This window comes from Coleofasciculus sp. FACHB-712 (assembly GCF_014695635.1).
In the GTDB taxonomy this organism is placed as follows: domain Bacteria; phylum Cyanobacteriota; class Cyanobacteriia; order Cyanobacteriales; family FACHB-T130; genus FACHB-T130.
Genome location: NZ_JACJOQ010000518.1, coordinates 38,859 through 52,745 on the forward strand (window position 1 = coordinate 38,859; position 13,887 = coordinate 52,745).

General features: G+C 47.9%; 11 protein-coding genes. 5 read left to right on the forward strand and 6 right to left on the reverse strand.

Going from position 1 to position 13,887, the window contains the following annotated elements:
- Nucleotides 1-21: 21 nt before the first annotated feature.
- Nucleotides 22-657: a phycobiliprotein lyase gene (locus H6F50_RS17505; RefSeq protein WP_190429678.1), complete on the reverse strand. Its 636-nt coding sequence runs from the start codon at nucleotides 655-657 to the stop codon at nucleotides 22-24.
- 454 nt (nucleotides 658-1,111) lie between these two features.
- Between H6F50_RS17505 and H6F50_RS17510 the strand changes: the two genes are divergently transcribed.
- On the forward strand, nucleotides 1,112-1,525 hold the full coding sequence (locus H6F50_RS17510) for a hypothetical protein (RefSeq protein ID WP_242029081.1): 414 nt from the start codon (nucleotides 1,112-1,114) through the stop codon (nucleotides 1,523-1,525).
- Nucleotides 1,526-1,617: 92 nt separating this feature from the next.
- Here H6F50_RS17510 and cobT read toward each other — a convergent pair whose 3' ends face one another.
- From cobT to H6F50_RS17530, 4 genes are all read right to left on the reverse strand, one after another.
- Nucleotides 1,618-2,718 (reverse strand): nicotinate mononucleotide-dependent phosphoribosyltransferase CobT, encoded by a 1,101-nt coding sequence (cobT, locus tag H6F50_RS17515; RefSeq protein ID WP_190429679.1) that lies wholly within the window; start codon nucleotides 2,716-2,718, stop codon nucleotides 1,618-1,620.
- 88 nt (nucleotides 2,719-2,806) lie between these two features.
- Nucleotides 2,807-3,562, reverse strand: a complete 756-nt coding sequence (locus H6F50_RS17520) for a DUF2232 domain-containing protein (protein ID WP_190412786.1) — start codon at nucleotides 3,560-3,562, stop codon at nucleotides 2,807-2,809.
- Nucleotides 3,563-3,676: 114 nt separating this feature from the next.
- Entirely contained in the window at nucleotides 3,677-4,204 is a 528-nt protein-coding gene (locus H6F50_RS17525; protein WP_190412785.1) for a universal stress protein, read from the reverse strand.
- A gap of 58 nt (nucleotides 4,205-4,262) precedes the next feature.
- Nucleotides 4,263-4,970 (reverse strand): Crp/Fnr family transcriptional regulator, encoded by a 708-nt coding sequence (locus tag H6F50_RS17530; protein ID WP_190412784.1) that lies wholly within the window; start codon nucleotides 4,968-4,970, stop codon nucleotides 4,263-4,265.
- 530 nt (nucleotides 4,971-5,500) lie between these two features.
- Here H6F50_RS17530 and H6F50_RS17535 point away from each other — a divergent pair.
- The 4 genes from H6F50_RS17535 to pgsA all read left to right on the forward strand — a co-directional run bounded on the left by H6F50_RS17535 (nucleotide 5,501) and on the right by pgsA (nucleotide 12,875).
- Complete coding sequence (locus H6F50_RS17535) at nucleotides 5,501-9,139, forward strand: hypothetical protein (protein ID WP_190429680.1); 3,639 nt, start codon at nucleotides 5,501-5,503, stop codon at nucleotides 9,137-9,139.
- A gap of 74 nt (nucleotides 9,140-9,213) precedes the next feature.
- Entirely contained in the window at nucleotides 9,214-11,130 is a 1,917-nt protein-coding gene (locus tag H6F50_RS17540) for a hypothetical protein (RefSeq protein ID WP_190429681.1), read from the forward strand.
- A 467-nt stretch (nucleotides 11,131-11,597) separates the two neighbouring features.
- Nucleotides 11,598-12,236, forward strand: a complete 639-nt coding sequence (locus H6F50_RS17545) for a sugar transferase (RefSeq protein ID WP_347276560.1) — start codon at nucleotides 11,598-11,600, stop codon at nucleotides 12,234-12,236.
- A gap of 111 nt (nucleotides 12,237-12,347) precedes the next feature.
- Entirely contained in the window at nucleotides 12,348-12,875 is a 528-nt protein-coding gene (gene pgsA / locus H6F50_RS17550; protein ID WP_190412894.1) for a CDP-diacylglycerol--glycerol-3-phosphate 3-phosphatidyltransferase, read from the forward strand.
- A 68-nt stretch (nucleotides 12,876-12,943) separates the two neighbouring features.
- On the opposite strand, the gene H6F50_RS17555 is transcribed toward pgsA, so the two are convergent.
- Entirely contained in the window at nucleotides 12,944-13,879 is a 936-nt protein-coding gene (locus H6F50_RS17555) for an NAD-dependent epimerase/dehydratase family protein (protein ID WP_190412780.1), read from the reverse strand.
- Between the last annotated feature and the right edge of the window lie 8 nt (nucleotides 13,880-13,887).

Below are 13,887 nucleotides of genomic sequence, written 5' to 3' on the forward strand. Positions count from 1 at the left end.
TAGCAATTCGCTATTCGCTGTTTATAGCGCTTGTCGGCGCTCGACACCAAAGCCGACCAAATCGATTACCGTTGGTTGTTCTCCGGGTTCGGGTCGTTGGTAAGTAATAATTGTTCTGATCCGCGTATCCGGCGCTACAATCCGCATTTGATCGACCGCAACAGAACGTCGATAATAGGTGATCATTTCCAGCGTTTGGCGAGTGGGCTGATAGGTAAAGCGCCCCGCGATCGCTCCCGCTTCTGAGTATCCCTCATCCCGCAGATAAAAACCTTTAATCGCTTCCCCATCTACAACTTCCGCCACGATCGGTGGAGCGGGGATTTCGGCGGGCGATTCCCCAGGCACCACGTAGGCATCCGGCACAAATAAAGCCTTCAAACTCATGGATACTCGTTCGCCCGTTTCCGAGACGGTATCAAAGGCGATCGCAAACCCAGGACAGGCATTTTCTTCTTCGGTTGCTTGGGCAAGATTTACCTTTATGCCATTTGACGAAGAAAAGGACAAAATTTGCTGCTTTTGTTCCCATGTCAGGGCTTTTACCGAATATTCCGTATGAGAGCGTTCAATCTGACCACTAAGGACAGAATGATACATTCTTTCTGTTGTCCATACCCCGGTGCAAGCGGTAAAAAACTCTCTGATGCTGAGCATTTTTTCCAAAAAAGCAATATTTAACGCAAGTAAAAGGTGATTAGCTTGCTTGATTAACTTAACATACGTCCGTGTTCTTCGGTGCTGATAAAGGTTCTAGCCGTTGCTACAGTTTTTTGCACTGCGATCGCCCTTGCCATCTTCTTTATCTATTCGATAAGTATATTGGATAAGTATATTTTCTGTTCCTCCTTTTGATAGAGGAACTTCTTAGGGCTGAAAATCAAAATAAACGGAATATAGGGCTAGAATCGCGAAAATTTCCAATAAATCTTCAGAATTGAGAATTTAATATTTCTACATCATAAATCCTGCTATAAAAACCGCTTTTCATGTTTATTCAGCCTTGACCTAAAAAGGCTCAATCGATCCCAACTCCAGCTTCATAAATTCATCTTGCTCAATAGTTAAATAATTTGTAAGTAAAACAGTTTTTTAACTATTTTTTTATAACATGAAAGAAATCAAGTTAACGCCTAGTGGGAATTGCATGGATTCACTTCAAAAGCAAGTCATCACTTTAAATCATAAAGTTGATGTCCTTTACGAAATGATTGACCAGTTGAGCGAAAAAGTCTCTGAAGCTTTGTCTAAAAGCAAAGCAGCGGCTATCCAAGGAGGTACACCCGCACCTTTAGGAGTCAGTAATAGCCGCTATGCCTATAAAAGCTACAGCAATCAGTCTCCAGTAATGGAGCACAAAGATGTCTTAGTTGATACAAACTCTGTAGATAGTAACTCTCATAGCAGCGAGAAAGATTTGTCACCGACCATTCAAATCCAACGGCTAACGGCACAGCTCACCGCTGCCTATAATCGCATTGCTGCTTTAGAAGAACAGTTACTCTCTCAGAGAATTCACTCTTAAACAATCAGCAGGCGGGATACAGCTAGAAGGCTTGCAGATAGAGAAGAAAGAATAAACACTGGCTTTATGCTTCACACTTCATATTTCAGACTTCAACAACGCTCGATTAACATTTCAATGGCTTGGAGTAATTGCTCCTGGTGCCAACCCTGAGTTAAATGAGCCGCGATCGCACATCCGCCCGCACCCATGCCTTCTTTAACGTATCCCTGCTCATAAGCCCGCAGTTGAGGATAACGAGAGGGCGCAAAACTTAGCCCAGTCCCCAATAAGGGGACTGGGCTAATTGTTTCTGCTAAGCCGACCGTATCGCCAGTCGGATCTTCTGCCACCCAGCGAGTCGTTCCCACCACAACTTGATCGGGTTCCCAAGATAGGGAATATTGACGCCCAAGCGCTTGCATCAAGGCATAGACAGCCAGCATTTGCGTTCCACCCGCCAGCATGACACCGCAAGTGCGACTTGCAGCGATCGCCATCCCCGCAACCGCAATTTGCATCGGATCGCCAATTGCCGCAACCAGATGTAACGGGTCTTGAAAAGGATGTTCCTCGTCTCCTCTGCTCCTAAAGGCTTTCAGCCCAGCTTCCACCACCGCCCACTTTTGCGCGTGATTGCAGCTAGGATGGCTGCTGTTGACCTTACCGGCAGCGGGGACACCCAAGCCCGTTAAAATTGCCAAAGCCGTTGTCGTTCCCCCTACCACGCACTCTCCCAGAATTAAATATCCATCCGGGATACTTGCCGCTAGTTTTTGCCCCCAAATCAGTCCTTGTTCCCACAGATGTTTCACTGTCGCGAGAGGCAAAGCATTTCCGCCGCTGAGACACTGGGCAGGGGCACCTTCCAAATCAATGACTGGAACAGTTGGCGGCTGGGGCAATCCAGCATTGAATAAATAAACGGGAATACCAAGTGCTTCAACCACCGCGCGGGAGATTAGCACTGGAGAGGCACCCGCTTGCAGAGGAGGCAGAGGATATTGAGGCTGCGGCTGAGGGCCTTTATACAAAAATTCCGCATCTGCGATCGCTGTATATTGTCGATCCTCTGGCGTTGCTCCAGCTGCTGAAATACCGGGGATCAGCCCGGTGGCGGTAAAGCCCAAAAGACAAGCAAACACCGATGGACGTCCCCGATATCGCTGGAGCCATCGATGTCCCTGTTCTATCTGAGTGTAGACATGAATCATCGAGTTTTGGATTTTGGATTGAGGGTTGAGTCGTGGTAAGGCTCAAAGCAACTGGAAAAAGGCGAAATCAACCTTTAACTTTTCACCCTCATTCTTCATAATCCAGCAGCACTTGCACCCAATGAGGGGGACGGGGAATCGGGTTGCCCAAACGATCGAGTAGCAGCAAAGCCACCAAATGTACGACAAACAGATAGATAACGTTATTGAGAATAATCATGCCGAATGCGATCGCTTGAATCAAAGATAGACTCGGCTCTTGCAGTAACCCGATCTTGACAAATACCCACTCTGCCAGTTCCGTCACCTGGCTAGTCATGTAAACCCAGAGGTCTTCCCCCAATAAAATCGACAGCAGCCAAAACCGAAAAAAGAATCCAAACGTACCAATAATTGTCCCCGTACCAATCGAGAACAGCCAGCTGCTCCTGCGCCGCCACAAAGCCCCCAGTTGGACACCCATGAGACCGTAGGGGATCAGAAACAGAATGCTGCGAGTTGGTCCCATTAGGACGGACAACAGCAACCCAGAAACCAACGCTGCCATCCAAGCCGCCCGGTGTCCCCATCGCAGGTATACGAGGGCAATCGGGATTGGGAAAAACATCCGCAGCAGCGGTCCCATTGGAAAGTAATAATTAATCAGCCAAATCAGACTACAAGTACTAGCCAGAAAGGCAGTTTCCACCATGATCAGGGGAGCAACTGCTTTCACCTGGGGTTCGGAATAATTGTTCCCTTGGGCACTGGTTGCCGGGGGCGTTTCGCTTAGATTCGCCTCATCTTCGATTTTCTGAGAATTCCCCAGACCAGAAGCTTGACCGTCTTCAAAAGGATCGCTCATGCAGATTAAAAAACAAAGCCAGATCCTAAATTTAACCTCTATTCCCGTTTTGAGCCGAGCTTCAGCAGCTTCAGGAGAGAATTACAAGACCCATTACCAATTTCCAGTATCCCTTTATCCATCCGCTATTTCCCCAGTCGCCAGTGATTCAGGATGCTCCGTATCTATGCCCTGAATTACCAACACCGAACAGGGAGCGTGGTGCAGCACATAATTACTCACACTCCCCAGCAAAGCTTCTGTCAATCCCTTGTGCCCCCGACGTCCCATCACAATCAAATCGGCACCCCAATTCTCAGCTGCTTGACATAACATTTGCCCAGCCTCGCCTACTTTGTAATCAAACTCCGTCGGCACTTTCTGACGGGTAGATTTTTCGCAGTAACTTCGGAGCAAATCTTGCACCTGCTGGATTCGCCTTTCGAGCGTGAGGTGGTGATTCTCATAGGATGTCATCATCTGAGGATACAAACCCATCTCACCAGAGAGCCGTGGCGTTATTTCATCGAGTATCTCGCTATTGAGGCAATGTAGCAGCATCATTGCTCCACGATTCGCCTGCGCCAATTCCAGCGCTTGAGCGAAGACAGCCTGACATAAAGAAGAGTCGTCGATAGCAACCAATATTTTCTGAAAACCCATGACTAGGCACCCAGATAAATGGCAGTTGGGCACCCAGAGTGCCGCTGCCGTGTATTTATTAGACGATTAGCCGTTCCAAAGCCGCCAAATCGGGAATGCACAAGATATCGTGGTCGCGCATAATCAGCGCCTTTTTTTCCAGCTTTGTTAAAACCCGTGTCACCGTTTCTCGCGCCAGACCGCTGAGGCTGCTTAACTCACGATGGGGTAAATTGGGGATCATCGTTCCTTTTTGGGCAGTTTTTCCCTGTCCTTCTGCTAAGAATAATAACGTGTCGGCAACGCGGGACATACTATCTGATTCTCGCAATCGGAGGCGACGGTTGACTTGACGCAGGCGTTTTGCCATCAACTGAGCCAAGCGAACGCCTGCTAGTGGTTCGTTATGAATTAACTGAACAAAATCTTGAGCAGGCATACTGCCAATCGTCGTAGGAGTTAGCGTAATTACATCCGTTGAACGAGGAACCTCATCCAACGCTGCCATTTCGCCAAAAAGTTCTCCTTTGCCAAGAATATTCAGCGTTACCTCTTTACCATCAAGGTTGTAGGTGCGAATTTTCGCCCAACCCTCCAGAATAAAGTAGACAGAGCCGCCCCAGTCATTTTCCAGCAAAATCACCTGATTTGCAGGATGGGTACGAGTGACGACATGGGAAGTGGCTTTCTCCACAACGGTCTCTGGTAAGCCGGTAAACAAAGGTGTGGAGCGAATCAACGCATTCATGTTAGAGTTCGGTTCGCGGGGGGTGTATCGGTCTTCCATCGGGCCAACACAAATGAAAAAGCTAAGAACTGATAAAGAGTGGCCCACTGGAGTGGGGCTAGCTGGTAGCGTTTGAATCAAGAGCAACCGTTGAGCCGGAAACTTTCAGCAATCAGGTCGGCATCTCCCGAATATGGTGTTTACGCTCTCGAAGATAATTAGGCTGAACAGGAGGCTCTTGGCAGCGTACCAATCAGAGTTAGGAGGCACCCATTGAGCCAGTGACCCTATCTTTATTATCCTCATAGAGGAAACCCGCGACTCGCTGCTGACGCATCTAGCAAAACTCACATCTTAATCCAAAACGCTTTGATTTTGGGCGATCGCTTTCTTTGTACCCATTGGGTGACAAAACGCTACAACCCAAAATTCTATCTACATTTAGAATTACCAGTCTTGAAATAATTCACCCGGTAGATGCAACACCCTGTTTAATATAAGTTGTTCTTGTTGGGCAGTCTAACATTATAGGCAGTGGCAGTATAGTAACTTCTGATAACTGTGCAATCGTTCTAGCCAGGGATTCCATTGTGACTCACGAGACGGATGCGATTTCTACACTAATCGCTAATATTGACAGCATCCTCCACAAGGCCAGCTCCCGTCGGCCTTGGCTCAGGTCAGTTGATGTCCAAGAGCAGCGTCGGCTTCTGGAGCAGGTTCGTACCTATTTAGTCTCACGGCAACAATCAGGCGCTGGAGATGAAGCTCGGCATCAGGAAAACTATCAACCGCAGACAACAGCACGACAGATTGTGCAAGCGGTTGAGCAAGACATGGAAGCGGTGCGAACCAGCTTGATGCAGTCCTTGCAGGGGGATCTGGAGAGTCTTCGCCAACAGCGGGAATCTCTGGTTCTAGAGATTCGACAGATGGAGAGTTATCGGCTGCACCATCGAACGCTTGCTCAGCAACAAGCGGCACAGCAGCAACTAATTTCCGAATTTTTGCAGGTACTTTCTAGTCGCTTGCAGGAAACTCTCACGCAACAGATGGCTCAAACCCTGAGAAATTTGGAAACTCAGTTTTTGAGTGCTGAGGTACTCCCTCCAGAAGGTCAAAAACAACCGTATAATTTCTCACCTAGCTATTCAGACGCAATATCTAGCAACTCTTTACCTTTACATCCACGAGAGCGCCTGGAACAACTGCAAACGTTACAGGCAAAATCCGATCAACTGCTAGCAACGCTGGATTCAACCATTCGTACAGTCTTCGAGGCACTGCAACGCAATCTTGTTAGCTATCAAGAGTCCTTGGCCCAAGGACTTGATAAAATGCACAACTTGGGGCAGCAAAGCGAGGTGATGTTTACAGAGTTGGTAAATCAGCTCACCGAGCAGTTCCAGCAAGAAGCCTCAGCAATTTTGCAATCATCTCGGCAGTCACAAGTAGATGCAAGTAGCGCGAGTACGGCTGCGACAACACCAGGGATCGGCGCTCTGCAACTGCCCTATCCCCAGAGGGAACCCCAAACGCTGGATCAACCCCCCTCGCCACCTTCTAATCGCAACGAATTCAATTTCTCGCCGAATGATGTTCCTGTCGCCAGACAGCCATTGCCGTATCCGGGGGTTGAATTGCCCCTCCGCTCGGTGGAACAGGAGCAGCCGCAAAGTCACCAGTTCAATCTGCCAACGGACCGCTTAGGCGAGTCGGTACAAAGGCAAGCCTCCTCAAAGGATAATCTTTTTGGGACAGCATCGTCTGCTAGCACTCCATCGAACCCTACCTCTGGTGCCCAGAGTAGCGGTCTGGAAGACTTGAATCTAGAGAACTTGGGCAATCTGGAGATGGCATCGCTGGATGACGATGATATGAAAACTATCTTCCAGACGGAGCCTATCCTTCCCACGATTCCCGACAGGAAGCGCGACGAAATCGACGATTTTTTTGAAAGCTTGTTTGGGACGCCGCCAATCCCACAGAGTCCCGAACAACAAGCTCAAAAAGTTGAGAAACAACCGGAGAATAATCCCGCCGGAGATACCCAAACTCAAGCAGAAAGTATAAATCCAATCATTCCTCAAGATTCAGCCGGAGAGAGGAACCCTCGCTCTCATAGCAGTCAGGACTCTTTAGAGGATGCCCTGTTTGCAGGTTTGGAAGACCCCGCTGAAGATGCCGCGATCGCGCAACCACCTGCGAGAGTCGAGCAAGTTGAGGACTCTTGGGAAAATGTCTTATTTCCCGAAGATTGGGAAAAGACGGTTATCCAAGTTGAGAAGTGGGCGATCGCTCCGACGATTGCCAGTGAAGATCAAAATGTCGAAACCAATGAAGCCTTCAATCCTGAAACAGTGGAAGAAGGGGATCTGGTCATTTCGGCACTAACCGATCTGTTGCAGGAGGATCTGTTCCAGGAGCAAGAAGTACTGCCACCAGAATCTCCCTTGCCAATCGTCACACCTCCGAGTGTGGAGGAAATCACTCAAATCAAGAATACTCAAATCCAGAATGCTCAAATCCAGGACACTCAAATCCAGGATACAGAGCAACCTGCAACCGAGGAAGCTGCAAGTCTGGAAGAAGATATCTACATTCCAGCTTCGCCAGACGAGAATCTGCTGGCGATGGATACTTTCTCAGTTGACCAAGACGAATTTTTTTGGCTGGATAGAGATACACTGCAACTGCTGAGCGAAGATCTGTCTAGCTTTGAGGCACCGCAGGGGGGCGTATTCCCGCCATCAGAGGAGCAGAGAAGGGATATAGAGGCGGATTTTAGCGATAACGCTATAGAGATCCAGACTCAAGATGACTGGTTCGCAGAGGAGGAAGAGCTTTTTGGGACGGAGATACCAGAAGGGACGGTTGATGCTGTTGAAACACAAGCAGAAGCGTCAGAAATAACCCAGAGGACGAGACACCAGGAAGCTTTGCCAGTGACGGAACTGGATGAGTTGTTGATGGAAGATTGGGATGATCTCGCCCTAGATAGCTTTGTGGAGGAGGATTCTGTTCCTGGAACAGATGAGGAGTCCCAAAGATTGCCGTCTGAGGAATTCAATTTAGCAGAAACACAAAACGCGATCGCTCACCATCCACAAAATTCCCATCAGGAGCAACCGGAAACGGCGAACACGACAACAGCCGATGAAAGAGCGGATTGGAATTTGGCTTCCTTGTTCCCTGTAGAACCCTTAGACCCAGCGCCAGACAAAGCGATCGCTTTTCTTCCCCCCGCTAATCTTGATGAATCGTCGGAAGTATCGCCCTCGCTAAGTTCGATAACAGAAGCAGAAGTAGGAATACAGGAGGATCGAGAATACATAGCCGATTCCCAGCAACAGACGTTAGGAATCACGTCAGCAGAAACGCCAGAAGAGATGCCAGAAACCATCGATTTCGATGAATCGTTGGTATTCCCCGAAGAAGTCGATCTACTACCTACAGAAACGGCGGCGCTGGAACACGAATATGTTGCTGACTGGGAGTGGGAAGAAATGCCACCGCCAGCCAATCCGTCAAGGGAGGCACCAGCCGCCATCGATTTCGACGAATCGTTGGTATTCCCCGAAGAAGAAGTCGATTTAGAGCTACCACCAATCGAAACGGCGGCGTTAGAACAAGAATACGTTGCCGACTGGGAGTGGGAGGAGTCAGCCAATCCGTCAAGGGAGGCACCAGCCACCATTGATTTCGATGAATCGTTGTCATTCTTCCCCGAAGAAGTCAATCTACTACCTACTGAAACGGCGGCGCTAGAGCAAGAATACTTCTCTGACTCGGAAGCACAACAGACGCCAGAAATTACTGGTGAGGAGACAGCAGTATCGATTGAGTTCGATGAATCGTGGGAATTATTTGCCGATGAGGAACAGAGTCTAGAAACACCCAGAGAAAGGGCGATCGCGTCTGATGCCGATATTGATGCGCTAACTGGGTTGCAGGAAGAAGATTTAGGCGACTGGGAATTTGAGGAAATGCCAGAAATTTCTCAAGTGGAAATAACACACCTAGGGGAATCGGATTGGCAGGAAGAATTATTGCGATTGGAAGAACTGATCGCTCCACCAGACGATGCGATCGCTCAGTTCCCTAATAATCCACCGATGGCAACCGAGGAAGAAGCCGTTTCTGAGCCGACGCTGCCTCAAACTGATGATTTTGATCTGGATCTGGATATATTTTCAGACTCATCGAACCCGGAAAAAAAAACTCTGTAGGGATACCCACTCAGAAAATTACCCTTGAATCCCCATTCGTTTTAGAAAGTACAAAATTGCTCCCGATCGGGATAATGAATCCAAATTCAATACATTCTTCCACTGTCCTTGAGTCTGCAAAACCATCACCTGCGGAGAATGTCAGCAAGTATGCCTGGTACTTAGGGATTGACTTTGGCACAACTGGCGTGTCTGCGGTTTTGTTAAATGGTTCGACGGGTGAACGATATCCCATCTATTGGATAAGCCAAGGACAGACAGAATCTACCCAAACCAGCTTTCGTTTACCCGCAGTAACTTACACGGGGCCAGCCTGGAGCAATTCAGAGCAGTCATCGGGGGGTGCGAGTAGCGCTTACGCCGATACACCAGCCGCGAGTAACACTTACGCGCATACGCCAGCGGCGATCGCAGTGGGTGTTCTGGCGTCTTCTCTTGCCAATCGTAAAGAAGGAGTCTTTATTCAAGGCTTTAAACCGTACTTGAAGGTGGGAATTCCTTACTATTCATCTGCCAAAAAATGGGAGCCGATATTGCAGTGGTCGCTCGACCAGCCAATTTCCCTTTACTGGCTGGGGCGGTCATTGCAAGCGTTATTTGCCACTCTAAGACCTCTAGGAAGGCAGGGAAACCCGCTATCCCCCACAGAACAATCGAGACCTAATTTAGTGGGTGCCGCTGGTTTAAAGCCCTCTACGCTAAATGCAGCGATGAGTTGCTTGAGTGGTGTGATTGTCGGTTGTCCTGCTAAATGGGGGGATACCTACCGCTTCAACATCCGCGAAGCCGTACTGGGTGCCCATCTGGTGGAAAATCCGGAGGAAATCTTCTTTCTTGAAGATGCGATCGCTACTTTGTTGGCAGGAATTGAAGGTGCAACCTTACCGGGAGTCCCCTGGCAAGGCGGGACTCTGGTGATCGACGCGGGTGCCACGACCATCGAACTCGCTGTGGTGAATTTGCCCGAAAATCTTAAAGACTTAACGTATTCTCAGTTTGCTTGTCGGAGTCTTGCCTATGCAGGTAACGCTATCGATCAAGACATCATCGGTCAATTACTCTTGAACGATGAAGAAGGCAAAATGAAAGATGAATTCGAGTCATCCTTCATCCTGCATTCTTCATCCTTGAGCCTTCCCAAAGCCGGGGAACCCGATTTAGCGACGCGCGATCGCTTGGCATCGTTATTGCAAAGTTCTCCCCTGGGACAAGCGCTTCTGGAAGCTGCCAATTCTGTCAAACGAATTCTGCAACAGCAAGACAGCTATACCGTGGAATTGGGCGGAAAGTCCTGTTTGGTGACACGCCGAGATTTAGAAAACCGCGTGTACAAACCGTTTCTTGAAAAACTGAATCAAGAATTGAATGCGCTGCTAACTCAGGCAGGGATACCCGCATCGGGAATTCATCAAATTATCTGTACTGGCGGAACCGCAGCCGTCGGAGAAATCGCTCAATGGCTGCGACAAAAACTCCCAAAAGCAGTCCTGATTCGGGATACTGGCGCAAACGACTCAACCCTAAACTGTAGTCCAGTGGCTTACGGTTTGGCTACGTTACCGCTGTATCCTCAACTGTTGGAGCAACAAACGCAGCAGTACAGCGATTATTTTCTGCTTTTGGAACTTTTACGCGCTTTACCAGAAGAACCGCTGCCGCTGAATGAAATTATGCAGTTATTAGAGTATCGCGGCATTAATACGCGGGTTTGTTATTCTCGCGTCATGGCGCTCTTGGAAGGAAAGCTGCCTGCGGGTATCGTGCCGTCGGAAGCCGAGTTTGGACTGCTGAGTTCCACCTCCGAGCAAAATCCTGACTATCAAGCGATCGCAGAGGCTCCACTTTTTGAGAAAGAAGCGACGCAGATGTATCGACTGAATGCTCAGCAGGGCGATCGCTATCTTCGCTATTTAAACACTATCCTGACAAGCACTTATCAAAAACTAGAAGAACCATTAGTTTTTGACTTGTTAGTACCGGCAACAGTTTAGCGATGAGATCCGAGACTGCTTGTATTCAGTCACAAGAACATCCCTCCGCAATTCCCCCTACGTGCGGAGGAAAATCGGGAAAAATCTTTGTTTGCAAAAGACTGGGGAGGAGTACTTCAAGGTGAAAAATTATCCTTCTCAATCCTTGCCGGGTAAGTTCTGACCCGCAAGAGACGCGTAACGACGTACTTTCAGGTAAAAAGAATTATCCATTCTCAATCCTCCTACAGGCAGAGGATTAAATAATTGAAATCTGTAGCTTGTCAACCGTACTTCTAACAAAACTTAAAAAAATACCGATTCCCTTAAAGATTCGGTAAAGTAAGGGCTTTCAACGATTCATCTGTAAGGGGTGTTGCCTATATTGACATAAGAGCAACCTGATTCTAGAAGCCAACTTAAAAACAGTGATTACTACTTCCCACCTCCCCGAATCCCTCGACGTTGCTTCGTCGGCGTTTGATGAAATCTACCTGGTTGATGTTGCAAAGCCAAGCTGTCATCCATCTGTCACTAGCAAAGAGAAGCGCCTGATTGATATCTTGGGAGGCGTCGTGGGGTTAGCGATCGCAGCGACAATTACAATTCCAGTTGCGATCGCAATGCAACTGGATAACCCAGGTCCTGTCTTTTACAGTCAGATTCGCTGCGGTTTGAATGGACGCAAGTTCCGCATCTGGAAATTCCGTTCGATGGTTGTTGGTGCAGAGAAGCTCAAGCATCTGGTCGATAACCAAGCGAAAGGGCATATTTTTAAAAACGAAAATGACCCCCGAATTACCCGCATCGGTAAGTTCTTACGTCGCACCAGCTTAGATGAATTCCCGCAGTTTTGGAACGTTCTAATGGGAGACATGAGCTTAGTAGGAACCCGTCCGCCGACCGTTGATGAAGTCATGCGCTACGATGCTCATCACTGGGAAAGATTGAATGTTAAGCCGGGAATTACTGGCGAGTGGCAAGCGAATGGTCGTTCTAGCGTCCAAGACTTTGAAGACATTGTCCGCATGGATATTGACTACCAGCAAAAGTGGTCTGTTGCTTACGACCTCAGCTTGATTTTCAAGACAGTGATGGCAGTTGTGAAGAAGAAAGGTGCTTGTTAAAAAGCGAATCGCGAATCCCTAACTGTAAACTTAGAATTTCAGGCTGTAGACTCTGGACGCGAAACCGTCCGGAGTCTACAGTCTTTTTAACTTATCAGATCGATGCTTGTTATGACGCTACCCAACTGGATTACTTTATCTCGCTTACTGGCCTTGCCAGTTCTGCTTTATTGCCTGGACACCCCAACAACTGAAACTCGCACTGTGGGATTGGTAATTTTTCTGGTTGCGGCGGCTACGGATTGGTTAGATGGCTACTTGGCTCGTAAATTGAATCAAGTTACAGATTTGGGTAAATTTCTTGACCCGTTAGTTGATAAATTACTGGTGTTGGCTCCCCTATTGCCGCTCATTCAACTCGGTCAAGTACCGGCATGGGGCGTATTTCTAATTTTGGCAAGAGAGTTAGCGATCGCTGGTTGGCGCGTTAACAAAACGACCATTAGTGGAGCGAATATTTGGGGCAAGTTAAAAACAGTCAGTCAAATTATTGCGATCGCGCTTTTGATCGCACCCCTGCCTGTCTCTTGGGAAATTCCCGCCATAATTGCTTTCTGGATTTCCGTTGCCTTTACTTTGATTTCTGGAGTTATTTACCTTCTCCCCCAAAAAACCGAGCAACCCTCAGCGGTTAGCTAGTAGAGACACGATGAATCGTATCTCTACTACTAATCGCTCTTTTGGGTCTTCGGGTGTTTGTGATTGATTTAGCCTGCTTCTAGAATTTCGTTATCAATTGAGAAATCTATCTCGGCTTTGTTCCGACCAGAGGCAAGATAATCTTTCTGGAACGAGTTTTTTAGGCCAGAAATTAAGTCATATTCTGGTTGCCATCTTAGTTCAGTCTTGGCTTTATTTACTGAGGCGAAGAAGTGCTGAAGTCGGAAAGGAAAAGCTTTACGTTTGCCAAAGTCAAACTTTTTGGGTTCGTAGTGGAGAATTTGTAAATTCTCAGGGGACTTCCCGGCTGCAATCGCACAAGCACGCGCTAGACCATCAAAAGTAACATAGCGATCGCCCGACACATTATAAATCTGTCCCACTGCCTGAGAATTGCCCAAAACTGCTGCCATTGCCACCGCTAAGTCTTTTACATGACCGAGTTGGGTGAGATGGAAGCCATGTCCGGGCATGAGAATTGGGCGATCGCGCACAATCCGGTCGAAAAACCAAGCTTCCAGATCGTTATAATTCTGTGGGCCGTAAATATAGGTAGGACGAATCGACGTAAAAGGCACTTTCTGTTGTGCTAGGTAAGCTTCCGTTTCATGCTTACCTTTGTGACGACTTTTTGGATCGACGGCATCCCCTTCTACATGAGGCATCTGATCTGACTTTTGATACACACCCGCAGAACTCATGTAGATAAAATGCTGCACCCGATCCTTAAAAATTTCTACTAAAGGTTGGGTGTCGCTCAATTCCCGACCATTATTATCAAAAATTGCGTCAAATTTTTCTTGAGATAACTTTTCTTTTAGTTGCGAAGCATCCGTGCGATCGCCCTGAATTTGTTTGATACCTTCAACGGGCGCTGGTTTATTTCCCCGATTGAACAGCACCACTTCATGTCCTTGTTCTGCCAAAATTTTTGTTAGATAAACCCCGATAAAACGGGTTCCGCCCATGATTAAAATTCGCATTTTGATTA